The sequence below is a fragment of the Serratia sp. CY40230 genome, assembly GCF_052168835.1.
Classification (GTDB): Bacteria; Pseudomonadota; Gammaproteobacteria; order Enterobacterales; family Enterobacteriaceae; genus Serratia; species Serratia nematodiphila.
The window spans coordinates 806,105-824,522 of the sequence record NZ_JBJNLX010000001.1 but is presented as its reverse complement, the minus strand read 5'-3'; the positions used below and the strand labels follow the sequence as shown (position 1 = coordinate 824,522).

Below are 18,418 nucleotides of genomic sequence, written 5' to 3'. Positions count from 1 at the left end.
CCGATGGCCGCCGTCGATCCCCAACTGGCCGCCGAACGCGCGGTCAGCCTGCCGGAGCTGCTCACCAGCCGCGAATGCCGTCAGGCGCGCCAGCAGGCGTGGCTGGCGCAGCACCAGTGCACGCTGCTGGTGCTGACGCTGGTCGTCCCCGGCCCGGTGAAGGACAGCGCGCTGACGCGCGGCATCTTCAACCTCGGCTGGGCGGCGCTGCTGCGGCTGTGCGCCGAACAGGGCTGGCCCAGCCCGCAGGCCGAGGCGCTGGCGCTTTCCACCGGCTGCGAAGGGTTTGTGGCGCTGCGCGCCGACGCCCAGCGGGTGAAAGATTGCGCCATGCAGCTGGAGGTGAGCCGCCCGATCGGCCGGCTGTGGGACATCGACGTGCTGGATACGCAGGGGCGCATTTTGTCGCGCCGCGATATCGGCCTGCCGGAACGGCGCTGCCTGCTGTGTGGCCAACCGGCCAAGATCTGCGCCCGCCAGCGGCGGCATAGCAGCGAGCAGCTGCTGCATGAAATGGAAAGGATGTTCAACGATGCGCTCTCTGCCGATTAATCTGCCTGCCCGCCGTGCCGAACCGGCCTGCGACTTCGCCCGCGCCGCCTTTCGCGCGCTGCTGGTGGAAGTCAACCTCACGCCCAAGCCGGGGCTGGTGGATCGCCATAACACCGGCGCCCACCGCGATATGGATCTCGGGCATTTTTACCGTAGCGCCCGCGCCATCGGCGTGTGGCTGCCGCGCTTTATCCAACGCGGACGGGAAGACGCGGCTTTGCCGGCAGAACAGCAGCTGGCGCGGCTGCGGCCGCTCGGCCTGGCCTGCGAAAACCAGATGTTTCGCGCCACCGGCGGCATTAACACCCACAAGGGTAGCGTGTTCTCGCTCGGGTTGCTGTGCGCCGCCTTTGGCCGCCTGCAGCAGCAGGGGCGCGCCATCGGCGCAGCGGCGCTGTGCGCCGAAACGGCGGCGATGTGCCGAGGATTGGTGGACCGCGAGCTGCGGCGCAACAACGCCGGGCAGACCGCCGGCCAGCGGCTGTTCGCTGCCTACGGCCTCAGCGGCGCGCGCGGCGAGGCGGAGGCCGGTTTTCGGCTGGTGCTGGACGGCGCGCTGCCGCTGTATCGGCAACGGCTGGCCGCCGACGGCGACGAACAGCGGGCGCTGCTGGACAGTCTGCTGTGGCTGATGGCCCACAACGGTGACACCAACGTCGCCTCGCGCGGCGGCATGCACGGACTGCGCTGGCTACGGCGCCGGGCGGCGTTGCTGCTGGCGCAGGGCGGTTCGGCCGGGGAGGCGGGCCTGGCGCGCCTGCGGCGCTTCGATGCCGACTGCATTGCCCGCAACCTCAGCCCCGGCGGCAGCGCCGACCTGTTGATAGTGACCTGGCTGCTGGCGCAGCTGGGTGCCCAAGAATAATAACCGAGCCTTCAGGAGAGTCCCTATGTCCCAAACCCAGGAAAAGATCTGGAAAGCGATAGCGCCGCTGGCGGTGCTCGCGATCCTGTTATTGATACCGGTGCCCGACGGCATGCCGCCGCAGGCGTGGCACTACTTCGCCATCTTCGTGGCGATGATCGTCGGCATGATTCTGGAGCCGATCCCGGCCACCGCCATCAGCTTTATCGCGGTGACCGTCAGCGTGCTCAGCGCCAACTGGGTGCTGTTCGGCGCGCAGGAACTGGCGGAGCCGGGCTTCAAGGCCGGTAAAGAGGCGCTGAAATGGGGGCTGGCGGGCTTCTCCAGCACCACCGTCTGGCTGGTGTTCGGCGCCTTTATTTTTGCGCTGGGCTACGAGGCCACCGGGCTGGGGCGGCGCATCGCGCTGTTCCTGGTGAAATTCATGGGCAAGCGCACGCTGACGCTGGGCTATGCGGTGGTGATCATCGATATCCTGCTGGCGCCGTTCACGCCGTCCAACACCGCGCGCACCGGCGGCACCGTGTTCCCGGTGGTGAAAAACCTGCCGCCGCTGTTCGATTCCTTCCCTAACGATCCCTCCTCGCGCCGCATCGGTGGTTACCTGATGTGGATGATGGTGGTCGGTACCAGCATCAGCTCCTCGATGTTCGTCACCGGCGCCGCGCCGAACGTGCTGGGCATCGAGTTCGTCGGCAAGATCGCCGGGGTGCACATCAGCTGGATGCAGTGGTTCCTGGCGTTCCTGCCGGTCGGCCTGCTGCTGCTGATCATCGCGCCGCTGATCTCCTATTATCTGTACAAGCCGGGCGTGACCCACAGCAGCGAAGTGGCCGCCTGGGCGGATACCGCGCTGGGGGAAATGGGCAAGCTGACGCGCAAGGAATACACCCTGATCGGCCTGGTGCTGCTCAGCCTGTGCCTGTGGGTGTTCGGCGGCAAGGTGCTGGATGCCACCGCGGTGTGCCTGTTGGCGGTGTCGCTGATGCTGGCGCTGCACGTGGTGTCGTGGAAAGAAATCACCAAATATTCCAGCGCCTGGAATACGCTTGTTAACCTGGCGACACTGGTGGTGATGGCCAACGGTCTGACGCGCTCCGGCTTTATCGACTGGTTCGCCCAGACCATGAGCACCCATCTGGACGGCTTCTCGCCGAACATGACGGTGGTGGCGCTGGTGCTGGTGTTCTACTTCGCCCACTACCTGTTCGCCAGCCTGTCGGCGCACACCGCCACCATGCTGCCGGTGATCCTGGCGGTCGGCAAAGGGTTGCCGGGCGTGCCGATGGAGCAGCTGTCGATGCTGCTGGTGCTGTCGATCGGCATCATGGGCGTGCTGACGCCGTACGCCACCGGGCCGGGGGTGATCATCTACGGCTGCGGCTACGTGAAATCGAAAGACTACTGGCGCCTGGGCGGCATTCTCGGCGTGGTGTACATCGCCGCGCTGCTGCTGATCGGCTGGCCGATCATGAGCCTGTGGTACTGAGTTGACGCACAGCGGCCGCCGCCCGGCGGCCGCTGGTACGATCTTTTCCCGTGAACCCTGTCACACACTTGTCACACTAACCCCGCCATCATACTCAGGCAAACGCTAACACCTTAAAAATAATCATTTTCCGGGAGCCTCTGCGGATGAGAAAAAAAACGTTATTGCTGTGCCTGCCCTTGTTATTCACCGGGAACGCGCTGGCGGACGCCGGCGGTTATCAACTGGAACAGGTGCTGGTGATGAGCCGCCATAACCTGCGCGCGCCGCTGGCCAACAACGGCAGCGTGCTGGCGCAGTCCACGCCGAAGGCCTGGCCGGCCTGGGAAACGCCGGGCGGCCAGCTGACCACCAAGGGCGGGGTGCTGGAAGTGTATATGGGGCACTATTTCAACGCCTGGCTGAAGCAGACCGGCCTGTTGCCGCAAGAGGGCTGCCCGACCGCCGGCAGCGTGTACGTCTACGCCAACAGCCTGCAGCGCACGGTGGCCACCGCGCAGTTCTTCAGCAACGGCGCGTTCCCGGGCTGCGACGTCAGCGTGCACCATCAGGACAAGATGGGAGAGATGGATCCGACCTTCAACCCGATCATCACCGACACCGGCGAAGCCTTCAACCAGCAGGCGCTGGCGGCGATGAACGCCGCGCTGGGATCGCTGAAGCTGGACGCCTCTTATCAACAGCTGGCGAAGATCATCGATTACAAGGATTCCGCCGCCTGCAAGACCGACAAACACTGCGACCTGACCAAAGAAGCCAGCGTGATGAGCGCGGTGCCGGGCAAAGAGCCGGGCGTCTCCGGCCCGCTGCGGGTGGGCAACTCGCTGGTGGACGCCTTTATGCTGCAGTACTACGAAGGTTTCCCGATGAAAGAGGTGGCTTGGGGCAAAATCGTCACCCCGCAGCAGTGGAAGCAGCTGGCGCAGTTGAAAGACGGCTATCAGGATTCGCTGTTCACCTCGCCGGTGGTGGCGCAAAACGTCGCCAAGCCGCTGCTGACCTACATCAACAACGCGCTGCTCGGCGAGCGCAAACCGGACGCGCCGAAGCTGACGGTGCTGGTCGGCCACGATTCCAATATCGCCTCGTTGCTGTCGGCCATGCAGTTCCAGCCGTATCAGCTGCCGCAGCAGTACGAGAAAACGCCGATCGGCGGCAAACTGGTGTTCCAGCGCTGGCGCGACGCGCAGAACGACCGTGAATTGCTGAAGATCGAGTACGTCTATCAGTCCACCGAGCAGCTGCGCAAGGCGACGCCGCTGACGCTGCAAACCCCGCCGCAGCGCGTGACGCTGGCGCTGAAAGGCTGCCCGATCGATAAAGACGGTTTCTGCGCCTGGAGCGATTTCGAGAAGACCATGAAAGGCATCCTGTAATGCCCGGCCTCTCTCCCGACCGCGGGGGAGAGGCCTTTTCCCACTTCGTCTAACGCGGCGCCGCGCGGGACTTAACGCCATTTATTTTGCCCAGGGTCATTGTTGCAGGCCGTTTCGGGGGCTAACATCATCGGCCTGCCTGCTTATCATGGATACCGCCGTTGCCCACTTTTATCCGCAATATCGAATTTTTCACGCCGGACGGTTATCCGGGCCAGGTGGCGCGCTGCCATTTTGCGCTGGCGGATTACCGCGACGAGAGTTATCCCGAGGCAGGTTTTACGTTGCCGGACCATCTGGCGCGCGCGGTGCCGAAACGCCGCGCGGAGTATTTGGCCGGGCGTGTTCTGGCGCGCCAGCTGCTGGCACCGCTCGGTTTCGCCGATTTCACCCTGGCGCGCGGCGAAGACCGCGCGCCGCAGTGGCCGCCGGGCATTGCCGGGGCGTTGAGCCATAATTCGCATACCGCGCTGTGCGCCGTGCACCGCGAGAGCGGGCTGGGCGGCGTTGGGCTGGACGTGGAGACGTTGCTGTCCGTGGAGCGAGCTGAGGAGCTGTGGAGCGCGATCGTTTCACCGGCGGAGCGCGAGGCGTTGCTGGGCGAAACGCTGCCGTTCAACGCGCTGCTGACGCTGACGTTTTCCGCCAAAGAGAGCCTGTTTAAGGCGCTGTATCCGCAGGTGCGTTGTTACTTCGATTTTCTTGATGCGCGCATGACGGCCGTGGATGTGCAGCGGCAGACGTTCGTATTAGAGCTGCTTAAGACATTGACGCCGCATTGCCCCGCCGGGCGCCGGTTCAGCGGGCATTTTTGGCGTGAAGGTGACGACGTCACGACCTTTATTTTTTGCTAAAATACAATAATAACAACGTGTTATTGCTTTCCGTGCCGTAACGCGGATTTGACGCAGCGGGCGGAAAGATTCATTCATCGGAGATTGACCCACGGTGGGGAACCGGTGTAATTTACCATCCCTTTACAGCTAATGATAACTATTCGCATAAACATTATCATTGGTGAGGCGCAACAAAGGAGTGGTCTTGTGGCGACACTGACGACAGAAAACCAAACCTTCCCCGGGTTTGCGTACGCCGAACAATCGACCTTTTTGTACCGGTCCGAATTCCGTTCCCTCTCCGCCAGCGGCGTGTTCGAGCGCATTGAGACGCCGGCGTTCGGCGGCGAGCAGGAAGACAGCGCGCTGGCGCAGCATATCCGCCAGGCGTTGGCGCGCGCCAAAACCGCCGGCCAGGCGGCACCGGTGGTGGTGGGCGCCATTCCGTTCGATACGCGCCGGCCTTCCAGCCTGTACGTGCCTGAAAACTGCCAGTTTGTCGCCAACGACAGCTTTACCCGCGCCGCGCGCCCGATGCTGCAACAGCCGCATCGCCTGGTCGCCTGCACCAGCATTCCGGACGAGCCGCGCTTCAAGCACGCGGTGGCGGAAGCGGTCAGCCGCTTCAAACAAGGCAAGCTGGACAAGGCGGTGCTGTCGCGCATCCTCGACATCGAGCTGGAGCAGCCGGTGGCGGGCCACCACATCCTCAATAACCTGATGGTGCAAAATCCGACCGGATACCACTTCTCCCTGCCGCTGGCCGATGGCGGCGTGCTGCTCGGCGCCAGCCCGGAGCTGCTGATCCGCAAGCAGGGCGGCGAAATCCACACCAATCCGCTGGCGGGGTCGGCGCGCCGTCAGGACGATGCGCGGCAGGATCGCCACGGCAGCGAGCGCCTGATGCGCTCGACCAAAGACAAATACGAACACAAACTGGTGATCGACGACATTCGTCGGCGCCTGGCGCCGCTGTGCGCCAGCCTGAGCGTACCGAGCGGCCCGTCGCTGCTCAGCACCGGCACCATGTGGCACCTGTCCACCCGCATTCGCGGCGAGTTGCTGAATCCGGCGCTCAACGTGATGCAGCTGGCCTGCCTGCTGCATCCGACGCCGGCGCTGTGCGGCTTCCCGACCGAGAGCGCCCGCCAGCTGATCGCCGATCTGGAGCCGCACGATCGCGGCCTGTTCAGCGGCATCGTCGGCTGGTGCGACGCCAACGGCGACGGCGAGTGGGCGATCGTCATCCGCAGCGGCCTGCTGCGCGGCAACCGGGTGCGGCTGTTCGCCGGCGCGGGCATCGTCGCCGCCTCGACGCCGCAGTCCGAGTGGATGGAAACCGCCGCCAAACTGGGCACCATGCTCAACGCTTTCGGCCTGAACAGCGGCGCGCTGTAGGGCCACTTTGCGGCGCAGCGCGCCGCATCATATGCTTTTCGCAGGAGACAACGATGAACAACAACATGACCCGGCTGTGCGCCCGGATGGCGGTGCGCGCATGAGCATTCAGATGGATTTCACCGGCAAACGCGTGTGGGTGACCGGCGCGGCGCGCGGCATCGGCGAGCAGATCGCCCGGCATTTTTTGACGCAGGGCGCCGAGGTGGTGGGGTTTGACCGCGAGTTCGCCAACCCGGATCTGCCTTACCCTTGCGTGACGCTGGACATCAGCCGGCCGGAGCAGGTGGAGGCGGTGTGCCGCCAACAGCTGGCGGAAAACCCGCGACTGGACGTGTTGGTCAATGCCGCCGGCATTCTGCGCATGGGCAATACTGAAGATCTGAGCGTGGATGACTGGCACCAGTGCATCAACGTCAACGCCTCGGGGGCGTTTTACCTGTTCCGCGCCGTGCTGCCGCACTTCAAGGCGCAGCGCAGCGGGGCGATCGTCAGCATCGGCTCCAACGCCGCGCACGTGCCGCGCGCGCAGATGGCGGCCTACTGCGCCTCCAAGGCGGCGCTGACCAGCCTGAACCACTGCGTGGGGCTGGAGATGGCGCCGTACGGCGTGCGCTGCAATCTGGTGTCGCCGGGCTCGACCGACACGCCGATGCAGCGCGGCATGTGGCAGACCGACGATGCACAGCAGCGCACCATCGCCGGCTTCCCCGAGCTGTTCAAACTGGGGATCCCGCTGGGTAAAATCGCCCGCCCGGACGAGATCGCCAACGCGGTGTTGTTCCTGGCCTCCGACTTGGCCAGCCACATCACCATGCAGGATATCGTGATCGACGGCGGCGCCACGCTGGCCGCCTGAGTCAGACCCGCTGGCGGCGCAGCAGGTGTTGCGCACCTTCCGCCGCCAGCAGCAGCACCGCCAGCCAGATCGCCAGATAGGTTGGCCATTCGCTTTGGCTGATGTTCTCGCCGAGCAGCAGCGCGACGATCACCAGCAGCACCGGTTCCACATAGCTCAGCAGGCCGAACAGGCTGAACGGCAGCAGGCGGCTGGCGAGGATATAGCACACCAATGCCACGGCGCTGATGACGCCGAGCAGCGGAATGCGCCAATACAGCTCGGCATTGATCTGCAGCGCCGCGGCGCCACCGTCGCCGAAGGCGAACCAGGCCGCAGCCGGCAGCATCAACGCCAGCTCGCACCACAGCCCGCCGAGATTGTCGGTGCCGAAACGCCGCCGCAAAATAAAGTAGAGCGGATAACCCAGCGCCACCACCAGCGTCGGCCACGACACACCACCCGCCTGATACAGCTCATTGCCCACCCCGACCATGGCGCATGCCACCGCCAGTTTTTGCAGCAGCGACAGCCGATCGCGGTAAATCAAACGGCCCACCAGCACCATCGTCAGCGGCAGCAGAAAATAGCCGAGCGATACGTCGAGCGCCTTGCCGTGCAGCGGCGCCCACAGGAACAGCCACAGCTGCACCCCCAGCAGCGCCGAGGTGAGCAGCAGGCCCAGCAGACGCGGCGGCCGTTGGCCGATCCAGGCCAGCGTGTCGCCCACCTTGCGCCAATCGCCGGACAGCGCCATGAACAGCGTCAGGAACGGCAGCGTCAGCAGCGTGCGCCAGCCGTAGACCTGCTCGCCGTTCAGCGGGGTGAGGGTAGAGGTGAAGTAATACATCGCGCCGAACAAGATGGAGGCGACGACTGAAAGAGTGATGCCCTTAATCACACGCATTCCTGGTGAGTGATTGATTTTATGGCGGCTACTGTAGAGAAATTTGCCGCCAACGACAATGGCGCCGCAGGGCGCTGGACAATCGGCGGCGGCGGGTTACAATGGGTACTGTGTATTCATACAGGTTTTGGCGATGACAATCGATCTTTTTGAAGACGCGCTGCCGCCGCCGTGGCGCGAAGAGATCGCCCCCGGCGCGGTGGTGATGCACGGCTTCGTGCGCGATCACGGGCCGGCACTGCTGGCGGCGGTGCAGGGCGTGGTGGCGCAGGTGCCGTGGCGGCATTTGACCACCCCCGGCGGGCACGTGATGTCGGTGGCGATGAGCTGGTGCGGCAACGGCTGGACCAGCGACAGCCGCGGCTACCGCTATTCGGAACGCGACGCGCGCAGCGGCAAACGTTGGCCGGCCATTCCGCCGATCCTGATGGCGCTGGCGGACGAAGCTGCGCAGCAGGCGGGCTTCGGCCCCTTCGTGCCGGATTCCTGCCTGATGAACCGTTACGATCCGGGCAGCAAGCTGTCGCTGCATCAGGATAAAGACGAACACGACTTCGGCGCGCCGATCGTCTCGGTGTCGCTCGGGCTGCCGGCGGTGTTTCAGTTCGGTGGCCTGCAACGCAGCGACCGGGCGCGGCGCATTCCGCTGGCGCACGGCGATGTGGTGGTGTGGGGCGGCCCATCTCGGCTCTGTTTTCACGGCATCCTGCCGGTCAAGGAAGGCTACCACTCGCTGGTGGGGGCCCACCGCATCAACATCACGCTACGCAAGGCGCTTTAGCTGCGGCTCCTGCGCCAGGCAGGCGACGAGATAGTCGATAAACACCCGCAGTTTGGGCGGCAGATACTGGTTGGGCGCGTAGAGCAACCACAGGCCGCCGTGATAGCTGCTGAGGAAATCCCATTCCGGCAACACCTGCACGATCTCGCCGTCGTCGAGCGCCTGGCGGGCGGTAAAGTACGGCAGGCTGCCGATGCCGATATGGCGTTTCACTGCGTCCAGCCGCACGCCGGTGTGGTTGGCGGCGTAGCGGCCGCGCACGTTGACCGTCACCGTTTTGCCGCTGCGGCGGAATTTCCATTGCGCGTCGCTCGGCGTTTCCCCCAGATAGATGCAGCTGTGCGCCGCCAGATCGTGCGGATGCTGCGGTGTGCCGTGCTGCGCCAGGTAGTGCGGTGTGGCGCACAGCAGATGGTCTATTCTCATCAACTGGCGGCCGATCAACCCGGGCGACGGGCGATCGGTAATGCGCAGCGCCAGATCGACCCGATCGTCTATCAAATCCATGTAGCGATCTTCCAGCCGCAGCCTCACGTCCACCTTCGGGTAGCGGCGCAGGAACTCCGGCATGTGCGGATGCAGCACGAAGCGGCCTACCGCCTTGGGCACGCTGACGCTGACCAGTCCTTCGGGCTCCGCGGCGCCGCGCCCGCCGATCGCCATCACCGCGTCGGCCGCCGCCAGCAGGGTGCGGCAGTGCGCAAACACCTCTTCGCCGCTTTCGCTCAGCCGCAGTTTGCGGGTGGTGCGATGCAGCAGCTGCAGCGCCAGCGCCTGTTCGAGCTTCGCCACGCTGCGGCTGACGGCGGAAGGTGAAGCGCCCAGTTTGCGGGCGGCGGCGGAAAAGCTGCCGCTCTCTACCACCTGAACGAAAACGGCCATTTCGGCCAACAGCGCGTAAGAAAGATTTGTGCTCATGACGCAAAAGTCCATTGTGATGGCGGCGGATTATCCTTCGATTATGGCATGAATATAATGGCTCTCCGAACCGAGGAGAAAAAATGATGACCGAGCGACGTTATTACTACAGCGACGATTTACAGGGCCAGGCGCGGGTGTTGAGCTGTGCGCCGGCCGAGGCGGGCGCTTACGCCGTGGAACTGGACGCCACGCTGTTCCACCCGCAGGGCGGCGGCCAGCCTTCCGATGTGGGGTCGTTAGGCGGCGTTACCGTGCTGCGGGTGCAGCAGCAGGGGGATACCGTGGTGCACTTTACCGCCGCGCCGCTGCCGAACGGGCCGGTTACGATGCAAATCGATGAAGCGCAGCGTCGGCTGCACGCCCGCTGGCACTCCGCTGGGCATCTGATCGGCTGGTTGGGCGAAACCCGGGGCTGGCGGCCGGTCAAGGCGCATCATTGGCCGGGGGAAGGGCGCATCACTTTCGCGCCGGGAGCGGATGCGCAGACGATAGAAGCGGACTTTTTGCAGGCGGAGCTGATGCGTTTGATCGCCGCCGATCTGCCGCGCCGCCAGCAGGCGGTGGACGGCCTGCGCCAGGTCGGCTTCGGCGAGCTGCCCGCCTACGGCTGTGGCGGCACTCATGTCGCCGCGCTGGGCGAGGTGGGCGCGATCGCGATTACCGGCCTAAAGATGAAGAAAGGGCAATTGAACGTGCAATATGAGCTGGGTTGAATAAGGGGGCGGCTCAGCGCCCGGCCTGTCGCAGCTGGGTACAGAATGCGCATTGGCATCCCGCCACCGGCACCGCCGCGCAGCTGCCGATGCTCACCGGCTGGGCGTCCATGGCGTGAAAGCCGTAAAACAGATTTTCGATGTTTTGTTCCGCCACCCGCGCCTGCTCCGGGCGCGGTTCGGGCACTTTCGACTGAAACGCTGCGGCCTTGCCGGCCAGCAGGCTGAGAAATAACAGCGACAGCTGGATTTTCATCGTCGTCTTCCTTTGGCTGAGGTTTTGATACTTTATAACAGATTGCATTCGCCGCCAAGCGACGCGTCTTGTGCGATTTACACCATTGGTTAGCGAAATTAGTTCGTTCAATTCCCCGCCGATTTGGTTTGTTATCTAACCCATAACTTTCAGAAATAATATGGGTGCGGCACTAATGTTTAAGTTTTCTTTCAAGGTATTAACCGGTGGAATAGCGGTGGCGTTAGGAGGGGCGGCGGCGATGAGCCCGGCGTTGGCGGCGGTGCAGGGCGGCACGCTGATCTACCTCGAACAACAGGCGCACACCAATCTTTATCCGCCTTCCGGCGGGTTTTACCCCAACGGCGGTATTCTCAATCAGATCACCGACAAGCTGACTTACCAGAACCCCAAGACGCTGGAGATTGAACCCTGGATCGCCGAGTCCTGGAGCAGCAACGCCGACAAAACCGAATACACCTTCAAGCTGCGCCCCGGCGTGACTTTCTCCGACGGCACGCCACTGGACGCCAACGCAGTGGCGAAGAACTTCGACACCTACGGGCTGGGCAACAAGGAGAAACGCCTGCCGGTTTCCGAGGTGATCAATAACTACCAGCGCAGTGAAGTGGTGGATCCGCTGACGGTTAAATTCCATTTCACGCGATCGTCGCCGGGTTTCCTGCAGGGCACCGCCACTATCGGCTCCGGGTTGGTATCGCTCAGCACGCTGAACCGCAGCTACGACGAACTGGGCGATGCGCGCCATATCATCGGTTCCGGTCCGTTCGTGGTCAGCGGCGAAACGCTGGGGCGTGAGGTCGAGCTTAGCGTCCGTAAGGATTATGACTGGGGACCGGCCAAATCGCCCCAACAAGGGCGAGCCAATCTGGACGGCATCAAGGTGATCGTCACCGGCGAGGACAGCGTGCGCATCGGTGCGCTGCAGGCCGGGCAGGCGGATTTTATCCGCCAGATCCAGGCCTATGACGAGAAGCAAACGCAGGATCAGGGCTTTATCATTTATGCCGCACCGACGCGCGGCGTCAACGACAGCGTCGCTTTCCGGCCGGATAACCCGCTGGTGGCCGATCTGCGCGTGCGTCAAGCGCTGCTGCATGCCACCGACAGCAAGCAGATCGTCGATACGCTGTTCTCCACCAACTACCCGCAGGCCAAATCGGTGATCGCCTCCTCGGCCGCCGGCTTTGTCGATCTGTCCGACAAGCTGAAATTTGACCCGCAGCAGGCCAACCGGCTGTTGGATGAAGCGGGTTGGAAAAAGGGCGGCGACGGGCTGCGGGAAAAGGACGGCAAGAAGCTGGTGCTGACGGTGTATGAATCGTTGCCGCAGCCGCAGAACAAGGCGGTGTTGCAGCTGGTTTCTCAGCAGTGGGGGAAAGTCGGCGCGCGGCTGAACATTCTGGCGGGCGACGCCGGCAGCCGGGTGGCGGATAATCTCGACCCACAGAAAACCCCGGCGACGGTGGTGGAGGTGGGGCGCGCCGATCCGGACGTGATTAAAAGTCAGTTTTACCCAACCAACCGCGACGGGCTGCTGCAGAAGGGCGGCACCAGCAGCAACAGCAACTTTAGCGATGACAAGCTGAATGCCCTGCTGCTCGGCATTGCCTCCGAGGTTGATGCGCAACAACGCCTGCAGATCGCCGGCGAGGCGCAAAACTACCTGATTGACCAAGCCTACGTGATCCCGTTTTTTGAGGAGCCGCAGGTGTTCGCTGGTGCGCCTTATTTGAAGGGGGTGAGTTTCGAAGCGGTCGGTCGCCCGAGCTTCTACGGCGCCTGGTTAGAGAAACATTAAGGGGGCGCAATGAAGCGATATCTGGCGGGGCGCATCGGGCAGGCGGCATTGGTGCTGTGGGCGGCCTTTACCCTGTCGTTCATCCTGCTGCAGGTGCTGCCGGGCGATGCGATCCTGATCAAATTCCAGAACCCGGACATGGGGCTGAGTCCGGCGCAGATCGCCGACATGCGCGCGGCCTATGGCGCGGATGTCCCCCTGTGGCGGCAGTATCTGCATACCCTGGGCAGCGTGCTGCATGGCGATCTGGGCTTCTCAATGCAGGCCGGGGTGCCGGTTACCGCGCTGCTGGCGGCTAATCTGCCCGCCACGCTGCAGTTGGCGGTGCTGGGCTTTGCGGTGGCGTTGCTGCTGGCGCTGATTATCGCTTTTGTTTCCAACCTGACCGGCTTCGGCTGGCTGCGTTCGGCGCTGCAGATGCTGCCGTCGCTGTTCGTTTCAGTGCCCACCTTCTGGCTGGGCATTGTGCTGATTCAGCTCTTTTCGTTCCGCCTGAAGCTGATCCCGATCATTAACCCCGGCGAGTGGCAGGGGGTGATTTTGCCGATCGCGACGCTGGCGCTGCCGATCTCCGCGCCGCTGGCGCAAATTCTGATCCGCAGCATCGATGCGGTGCAAACCCAGCCGTTCGTCGCGGTGGCGCGGGCCAAGGGCGCCAGCCGCAGCGGGGTGCTGTGGCGGCATGTGGCGCGTAACGCCATGCTGCCGGCGCTGACCATCGCCGGCATGCTGTTCGGCGAACTGATCGCCGGGGCGCTGATCACCGAAACCGTGTTTGGCCGCAGCGGCCTGGGGCAATTGACCCAGCAAGCGGTGGTCAATCAGGACGTGGCGGTGCTGCAGGCGATAGTGCTGATCTCGGCCGCCGCTTTCGTCATCATCAACTTGCTGGTGGATCTGCTGTTCCCGCTGCTGGATCCGCGGCTGAAAACCCAGGCAGGAGCATCCCTATGAGCAGTATCTCCTTTGAAAAAGCCACGGTTCCGGAGCGCGATCTGTCCGGCGCTGAAAGTGAAGGCGCGCTGCCCGCCAGTCGTTCGAGCCGCCGCCGTGTCCCTCTGACGCTTTTGCTGGCCTGGGCGGTCATTGCGCTGGTGGTGCTGTGGGCGTTGGCGCCGCAGCTGTTTACCGCCTACAGCGGCACCGAAGGCATTGCCGGCGCGCAGCGACTGGCGCCCGGCGGTGCTCATTGGCTTGGCACCGATCAACTGGGACGCGACCTGTATGCGCGCATGGTGTACGGCGCGTCGCAAACCCTGGCCGGCGCGGTAGTGGCGGTGGCGCTGGGGTTGGTGTTCGGCACCGCGCTCGGCCTGATCGCCGGCGCGTTGGGCGGCGTGGCGGACGACGCGGTGATGCGCGTCGTCGATGTGCTGCTGTCGATCCCCGGCCTGCTGCTGTCGCTGAGCATTATCATCCTGCTTGGTTTCGGTACGGTCAACGCCGCCATCGCCGTGGGCGTCACTTCGGTTGCCAACTTTGCCCGTCTGGCACGGGCGGAAGTGGTGCGAGTGCGGCACAGCGATTACGTTGAAGCGGCTTACGGCAGCGGCGGCAGCTTTTGGGCGGTGCTGTGGCGGCATATCCTGCCGAACTCGCTGACTTCGGTGATCGCCTTCTCGGCGCTGCAGTTCGGCAGTGCGATCCTGGCGATCGCCACCCTGAGCTTCCTCGGTTACGGCACTCCGCCGCCAACCCCGGAATGGGGGCTGCTGATCGCCGAAGGGCGCAACTACATTTCCACCGCCTGGTGGCTGACCACCTTCCCGGGCATGGTGGTGGTGGCGGTGGTGTTGGCGGCTAACCGCATCAGCCGTTCGCTGGGAGGAAAAGCGCGATGAGCATGCAAGCGGCATGGCAACGGGCGGCGCGGCCGCCGGTACTGGCGCTGGACAAGGTTTCCATCGCCTATCAGGGCAACGAAGGCAGGCGAAGGGTGGTGCATGAGGTGTCGTTCACGATTGAGCCGGGGGAGGTGGTGGCGCTGGTTGGCGAATCCGGTTCCGGCAAAACCACCACGGCGCAGGCGATCATCGGCTTGCTGGCCGACAACGGCCACCTTGAACAGGGCGCCATCCGGCTGCACGGCACCGATATCGCCGGCTGGTCATCGCGGCGGCTGGATGCGGTGAGAGGGGCGCAAATCAGCCTGATCCCGCAAGATCCCGCCAGCTCGCTCAACCCGGTAAAAACCATCGGCGAGCAGGTGGCGGAGATCGTCAATATTCACCGCCGGTTGCCGCGCGGGCAGGTACAACAGCGGGTGACGGAACTGTTGACCCGCGTCGGGCTGACGCACCCGGAACTGCGGGCGCGCCAGTTTCCGCATCAACTTTCCGGCGGCATGAAGCAGCGGGTATTGATCGCCATCGCCATTGCGCTGCAGCCGGCGTTGATCATTGCCGACGAACCGAGCAGCGCGCTGGACGTGACGGTGCAAAAACGCATTCTCGATCTGATCGACGAGCTGCGGCGCGAATTCGGCACTGCAGTGCTGCTGGTGACGCACGATTTGGGCGTGGCGGCGGAACGCGCCGATCGGCTGCTGGTGTTCCGCCACGGCCGGGTGCAGGAACAGGGGGCTACCGCCGAGGTGCTGCGCGCGCCTGCCAGCGCATACACCCGTAAACTGTTTGCCGATGCGCCTTCATTGAGCGGCGCCGTTGCGCCGCCGCAGAAACGCAGCGGGCAGCCGCCGGCGATCGTGGTTCAGGCGCTGGTTAAGGATTTTCGGCTGTCCGGCGGCCAGGGATTCCGCGCGTTGGATCGCGTGTCATTCAGCGTGCCGCGCGGCACCACCCATGCGTTGGTGGGAGAGTCCGGGTCGGGCAAAAGCACGCTGGCGCGTTGCCTGCTGGGCTTCGAGCGGCCGGATGCCGGGCAGATCCTGATCGACGGCGTCAATGTTATCGGTCTCAGGGGCGAAGCGCTGCGTCAGTTTCGGCAGCGCATTCAGCTGGTTTATCAGAATCCGTTCGGCTCGCTCGATCCCAAACAGACTCTTTATCGGGTGATTGAAGAACCGCTGCTGAATTTCGCGCCGATCGGCAAACCGGAGCGCGATCGGCGGGTGCGTGAGCTGTTCGAACGGGTCGCGCTGCCGCCCGATTTGCTGAACCGCAGGCCGCACGAACTGTCCGGCGGCCAGCGTCAGCGGGTGGCGATTGCCCGCGCGCTGGTGCTGCAACCGCGAATATTGGTATTGGATGAGGCCACGTCGGCGCTCGACGTCACGGTGCAGGCGCAGATCCTGCATTTGTTGCAAGAGTTGCAGCAGGAACGGGACCTGACCTACCTGTTTATTTCTCACGATCTGGCGACGGTGCGGCGGATTTCGCACAGTGTTTCGGTATTGCACCGCGGTGAACGGGTAGACGACGGTGCCACCGCCGAGTTGTTCGCCATGCCGGGGAGCGATTACACCCGCCAATTGATCGCCGCCATTCCCGGCCGCGCATCGCATGCCGGACAGCCAAAATTCGAGGAGGCGATATGAGCGGAAAAAGACTCGGTTTCTTCACCCGATTGCTGGATCAGGGCAGCGCGCAGGAGCGCTACCGGCTGGCGACCGAACAGATCGTGCACGCCGAACGAGCCGGGTTCGACACCGCCTGGGTGGCGCAGCACCACTTTCATGCCGATGAGGGCGGTCTGCCATCACCGCTGGTGTTTTTGGCGCAGGCGGCGGCACGCACCCGCCGTATCCGGCTGGGCACCGGGGTGATCACGTTGCCGATGGAGTCGGCGCTGCGGGTGGCGGAAGACACTGCGGTACTGGATCTGTTGTCCGACGGCAGACTGGAGGTGGGCGTGGCCGGCGGCGGCACGCCGTCTTCTTTCGCCGCTTTCGGTCTCGACGCCGGGCAGCGCAACACGGCATTCGCCGAGAATTTGCGCACGTTGCTGAGCGCCTGGCGCGGAGAGGCGTTGGGCGGCGAAGACAACCGGCTGTACCCGGCGGCGCCGCAGCTGGCGCAGCGCGTCTGGCAGGCCACGTTCTCGGTGGAAGGGGGCGAACGGGCCGGCCGCGCCGGTGACGGCCTGATGCTGTCGCGCACGCAGCCGCGCCCGGCGGACGCGCCTGACCTGCCGCTGGACGAACTGCAGAATCCGATCATTGACGCTTATCTGGCGGCGCTGCCGCCAGGGGTGGCGCCGCGCATCATGGGGTCGCGCACTGCGTTTGTCAGCGAGAACGGCCAGCAGGCACGCGACTTCGCCACGGCCGGGTTGAGCCGTGGGCTGGAGCGGATGCGCGCCAGCGGCCACCGGTTGGCCGATACGTCGCTCGACGGCCTGATCCGCGCTTTCGACGTGCACTTGGGCACGCCAGATCAGGTGATAGCCTCGCTGCAACGGGACAGCGCGCTGGCGCGCGTCACCGATCTGGCGTTTCAGGTGCACTCCATCGACCCGCCGCACGCCCATATTCTGCGTTCTATCGATCTTATCGCCCGCCACGTGGCCCCTGAACTGGGCTGGCGGCGCGGCACGCCCGCCGTTGCTTATGAATATCACGTTGAGGAAAAGCTATGACGACATTACCGCACCAGGTCGATCTGCTGGCCGAACTGGCCGAGATTGCGCCGGATTCCACGCTGGCGCAGGCCAGAGCCACCCGGCAGGCGGCGACCGATGCCGTTCAGTCCAGCTATCTGGCGCTGTTTGCGCCTGCGGACGCCGGCGATTTCCCGCTGGCGCAGCGGCTGCGGTTGGCTCAGCGCATCAGTGAATGGCATGGCGAGCCGCGCTTGGCCGCGCATTACGTTGCTCTGCTGGAACGTCAGGACGAAGCGCCGGAAGACGAGCGGCTGCCGGCGGCGTTGGCGCATGCAGAACGTTTGGCGTTTCAACCGGCCAACGCCAACGCCCAGCACTTGCAGGCGCTGCGGCAGGCCGGCTGGTCGCTGGACGCCATCGTCACATTGTCGCAGTTAATCGCCTTTGTCAGTTTCCAAAGCCGCTTGCTGCGTGGCTACCGGTTGTTGGGCGGCAAGACGGACGACGCTGCGGCGCATCAGCCGGTAACGGCCGGCCGCTGGCGAACGGAGAGCGCGACGCGAGGCGGCCGTCACGCGCCGCCGGCGTTTACCCGGCAAGAACTGGGGTGGGAGCCGTGGATCGCCGCCAAGCCGTTGGCGGAATTCGATGACTCCGGCCGGGCGTTGCTAGAGCGGTTTGGCCACGCCGATTCCGATTACTTCCGCCTGTTGGCGCGCAACCATCCGGTGCTGGAACAACGCACGCTGGCGGACCGGGCGATTTTTTATACCTCCGGCGGGCTGTCGCGGCAGGATCGCGAGTTGGCGGCGACGGTCGCCAGCAAGGTGAACGGCTGCATCTACTGCGCCTCGGTGCATGCGCGCAAGGCGGCGCAGCTGTCGAAGCGCGAAGCCGAGATAGATCGGTTGCTGGCGGTGGCGCCGGGCGGCGCGTTAAGCCAGGGGCAGGATGACGCCTGGCAAGCGCAGATAACCTTTGCCGCCGCGCTATCCGCCACGCCGCCGCAGGCCGACGCCGGGCAACTGGCGGCGTTGCGCGCTCAGGGCCTGGATGAGCTGGCGCTGTTGGATTTGGTGCAGGCGACGGCGTTTTTCGCCTGGGCCAACCGGTTGATGTTGACGCTGGGCGAACCTTATATCTGATCTCTGCCCTCTTTCAGGCGGCGGCATTGTCGGCTGCCGC

18 protein-coding genes are annotated in these 18,418 nt (G+C 64.5%); 15 read left to right on the top strand and 3 right to left on the bottom strand.

What is annotated here, in order from left to right; translation table 11 throughout:
• Positions 1-3: 3 nt before the first annotated feature.
• From citX to dhbA, 7 genes are all read left to right on the top strand, one after another.
• Complete coding sequence (citX, locus tag ACJ8IJ_RS03905; RefSeq protein ID WP_004940818.1) at positions 4-552, top strand: citrate lyase holo-[acyl-carrier protein] synthase; 549 nt, start codon at positions 4-6, stop codon at positions 550-552.
• Entirely contained in the window at positions 533-1,417 is an 885-nt protein-coding gene (gene citG / locus ACJ8IJ_RS03900) for a triphosphoribosyl-dephospho-CoA synthase CitG (RefSeq protein WP_004940819.1), read from the top strand. The genes citX and citG overlap by 20 nt, the downstream gene beginning before the upstream one ends.
• Positions 1,418-1,442: 25 nt before the next feature.
• Positions 1,443-2,906, top strand: a complete 1,464-nt coding sequence (locus ACJ8IJ_RS03895) for an anion permease (RefSeq protein WP_015378437.1) — start codon at positions 1,443-1,445, stop codon at positions 2,904-2,906.
• A 146-nt stretch (positions 2,907-3,052) separates the two neighbouring features.
• Positions 3,053-4,282, top strand: coding sequence for a bifunctional glucose-1-phosphatase/inositol phosphatase (agp, locus tag ACJ8IJ_RS03890; protein ID WP_280631426.1), 1,230 nt, complete (start codon positions 3,053-3,055; stop codon positions 4,280-4,282).
• A gap of 161 nt (positions 4,283-4,443) precedes the next feature.
• Positions 4,444-5,136 carry a 4'-phosphopantetheinyl transferase family protein gene (locus tag ACJ8IJ_RS03885; protein ID WP_021505851.1) on the top strand — a complete coding sequence of 231 codons (693 nt, stop codon included), beginning with the start codon at positions 4,444-4,446 and terminating at the stop codon, positions 5,134-5,136.
• Positions 5,137-5,325: 189 nt separating this feature from the next.
• On the top strand, positions 5,326-6,516 hold the full coding sequence (locus ACJ8IJ_RS03880; protein WP_261281013.1) for an isochorismate synthase: 1,191 nt from the start codon (positions 5,326-5,328) through the stop codon (positions 6,514-6,516).
• A 100-nt stretch (positions 6,517-6,616) separates the two neighbouring features.
• A complete protein-coding gene (gene dhbA / locus ACJ8IJ_RS03875; RefSeq protein ID WP_004940826.1) occupies positions 6,617-7,375 on the top strand; it encodes a 2,3-dihydro-2,3-dihydroxybenzoate dehydrogenase in 759 nt (252 codons plus the stop codon).
• Position 7,376: 1 nt separating this feature from the next.
• Here dhbA and rarD read toward each other — a convergent pair whose 3' ends face one another.
• Positions 7,377-8,255, bottom strand: a complete 879-nt coding sequence (gene rarD / locus ACJ8IJ_RS03870; RefSeq protein WP_004940827.1) for an EamA family transporter RarD — start codon at positions 8,253-8,255, stop codon at positions 7,377-7,379.
• A 139-nt stretch (positions 8,256-8,394) separates the two neighbouring features.
• Here rarD and alkB point away from each other — a divergent pair, with 139 nt between their 5' ends.
• Positions 8,395-9,042: a DNA oxidative demethylase AlkB gene (gene alkB / locus ACJ8IJ_RS03865; RefSeq protein WP_325961683.1), complete on the top strand. Its 648-nt coding sequence runs from the start codon at positions 8,395-8,397 to the stop codon at positions 9,040-9,042.
• Here the strand turns inward: alkB and ACJ8IJ_RS03860 are convergent.
• The gene (locus tag ACJ8IJ_RS03860; RefSeq protein WP_250602222.1) at positions 9,025-9,960 is read right to left on the bottom strand and encodes a LysR family transcriptional regulator; all 936 of its coding nucleotides are present in this window, start codon (positions 9,958-9,960) and stop codon (positions 9,025-9,027) included. The two genes, alkB and ACJ8IJ_RS03860, sit on opposite strands and share 18 nt — an antisense overlap.
• 86 nt (positions 9,961-10,046) lie before the next feature.
• Between ACJ8IJ_RS03860 and ACJ8IJ_RS03855 the strand changes: the two genes are divergently transcribed.
• Positions 10,047-10,676, top strand: a complete 630-nt coding sequence (locus tag ACJ8IJ_RS03855) for an alanyl-tRNA synthetase (protein ID WP_049186193.1) — start codon at positions 10,047-10,049, stop codon at positions 10,674-10,676.
• A 13-nt stretch (positions 10,677-10,689) separates the two neighbouring features.
• Here the strand turns inward: ACJ8IJ_RS03855 and ACJ8IJ_RS03850 are convergent, their stop codons facing one another.
• Entirely contained in the window at positions 10,690-10,932 is a 243-nt protein-coding gene (locus tag ACJ8IJ_RS03850) for a hypothetical protein (RefSeq protein ID WP_004940831.1), read from the bottom strand.
• A gap of 175 nt (positions 10,933-11,107) precedes the next feature.
• Here ACJ8IJ_RS03850 and ACJ8IJ_RS03845 point away from each other — a divergent pair, with 175 nt between their 5' ends.
• Genes ACJ8IJ_RS03845 through ACJ8IJ_RS03820 form a run of 6 tightly spaced genes read left to right on the top strand, consistent with a single transcriptional unit; the run spans position 11,108 to position 18,378 of the window.
• Complete coding sequence (locus ACJ8IJ_RS03845; protein WP_049186176.1) at positions 11,108-12,733, top strand: TIGR04028 family ABC transporter substrate-binding protein; 1,626 nt, start codon at positions 11,108-11,110, stop codon at positions 12,731-12,733.
• 9 nt (positions 12,734-12,742) lie between these two features.
• The gene (locus tag ACJ8IJ_RS03840) at positions 12,743-13,687 is read left to right on the top strand and encodes an ABC transporter permease (RefSeq protein ID WP_004940833.1); all 945 of its coding nucleotides are present in this window, start codon (positions 12,743-12,745) and stop codon (positions 13,685-13,687) included.
• The gene (locus ACJ8IJ_RS03835) at positions 13,684-14,574 is read left to right on the top strand and encodes an ABC transporter permease (RefSeq protein WP_015378425.1); all 891 of its coding nucleotides are present in this window, start codon (positions 13,684-13,686) and stop codon (positions 14,572-14,574) included. The genes ACJ8IJ_RS03840 and ACJ8IJ_RS03835 overlap by 4 nt, the downstream gene beginning before the upstream one ends.
• Positions 14,571-16,229: a dipeptide ABC transporter ATP-binding protein gene (locus tag ACJ8IJ_RS03830; protein WP_442518274.1), complete on the top strand. Its 1,659-nt coding sequence runs from the start codon at positions 14,571-14,573 to the stop codon at positions 16,227-16,229. Before ACJ8IJ_RS03835 ends, ACJ8IJ_RS03830 begins: the two co-directional genes overlap by 4 nt.
• Positions 16,226-17,269 (top strand): putative FMN-dependent luciferase-like monooxygenase, encoded by a 1,044-nt coding sequence (locus ACJ8IJ_RS03825; RefSeq protein ID WP_015378423.1) that lies wholly within the window; start codon positions 16,226-16,228, stop codon positions 17,267-17,269. Before ACJ8IJ_RS03830 ends, ACJ8IJ_RS03825 begins: the two co-directional genes overlap by 4 nt.
• Entirely contained in the window at positions 17,266-18,378 is a 1,113-nt protein-coding gene (locus ACJ8IJ_RS03820) for an alkylhydroperoxidase domain protein (protein ID WP_442518273.1), read from the top strand. The genes ACJ8IJ_RS03825 and ACJ8IJ_RS03820 overlap by 4 nt, the downstream gene beginning before the upstream one ends.
• Positions 18,379-18,418 lie beyond the last annotated feature (40 nt).